This is a genomic window from Tepidibacter sp. Z1-5, from assembly GCF_037844525.1.
In the GTDB taxonomy this organism is placed as follows: Bacteria; Bacillota; Clostridia; order Peptostreptococcales; family Peptostreptococcaceae; genus Tepidibacter_A.
This window is the reverse complement of the sequence record NZ_JBBMMD010000001.1, coordinates 1-1,361: the sequence shown is the minus strand read 5'-3', so window position 1 is coordinate 1,361 and position 1,361 is coordinate 1. Positions and strand designations below refer to the sequence as shown.

1 rRNA gene is annotated in these 1,361 nt (G+C 49.7%); it reads left to right on the top strand.

Annotated features, from left to right (window positions below):
* Positions 1-1,361: ribosomal RNA gene (locus WJW32_RS00005) — 23S ribosomal RNA — on the top strand; the annotation flags it as partial.

The following is a 1,361-nucleotide window of genomic DNA, read 5'->3' as shown; positions in this document are numbered from 1 at the left end:
GTACTCCAGAGTACCACGGGACACGTGAAACCCTGTGGGAAGCTGGGGGGACCACCCCCCAAGGCTAAATACTCCTTGGTGACCGATAGCGTATAGTACCGTGAGGGAAAGGTGAAAAGAACCCCGGAAGGGGAGTGAAATAGAACCTGAAACCCTATGCCTACAAGCTGTGGGAGCACATTATTAGTGTGACCACGTACTTTTTGTAGAACGGGCCAACGAGTTACGATAAGTAGCAAGGTTAAGGACTTAGGGTCTGGAGCCGTAGCGAAAGCGAGTCTTAACTGGGCGATTCAGTTACTTGTCGTAGACCCGAAACCGAGCGACCTACCCATGGCCAGGATGAAGCGAAAGTAAAATTTCGTGGAGGTCCGAACCCACGCACGTTGAAAAGTGCGGGGATGAGCTGTGGGTAGAGGTGAAATTCCAATCGAGCTCGGAGATAGCTGGTTCTCCCCGAAATAGCTTTAGGGCTAGCCTCAAGCTTAGAGATGAGGAGGTAGAGCACTGAATGTCCTAGGGGCCCTATGGGTTACCGAAGACTATCAAACTCCGAATGCCTTTATCTTTTGCTTGGGAGTCAGACTGTGGGTGATAAGATTCATAGTCGAGAGGGAAACAGCCCAGACCGTCAGCTAAGGTCCCTAAATGTAAGTTAAGTGGTAAAGGATGTGGGATTGCACAGACAACCAGGATGTTGGCTTAGAAGCAGCCATTCATTCAAAGAGTGCGTAATAGCTCACTGGTCGAGTGATCCTGCGCCGAAAATTATCGGGGCTAAAACTTACTACCGAAGCTACGGCATTGACTTTGTCAATGGGTAGGGGAGCATTCACTGCGGGCTGAAGCTAGACCGGAAGGACTAGTGGACTGCAGTGAAGAGAGAATGTTGGCATGAGTAGCGAGACGTAGGTGAGAATCCTACGGGCCGAAAACCCAAGGTTTCCTGAGGAAGGTTCGTCCGCTCAGGGTTAGTCGGGACCTAAGCCGAGGCCGAAAGGCGTAGGTGATGGACAACAGGTTGAGATTCCTGTACTACCGATAATCGTTTGAAGAATGGGGTGACACAGAAGGATAGGCTATCCTACTATTGGAAATGTAGGTCCAAGCATTAAGGGAGCATTGATAGGCAAATCCGTCAGTGCAATTCTGAGGTGTGATGGGGAGCGAAATTAAGTAGCGAAGTAGTCGATTTCATGCTGTCAAGAAAAGCCTCTACTGAGATTAAAGGTACCCGTACCGCAAACCGACACAGGTGGGTGAGAAGAGAATTCTAAGGCTAGCGAGAGAACTTTTGTTAAGGAACTCGGCAAAATGACCCCGTAACTTAGGGATAAGGGGTGCCTCATTAGGGTGTATGC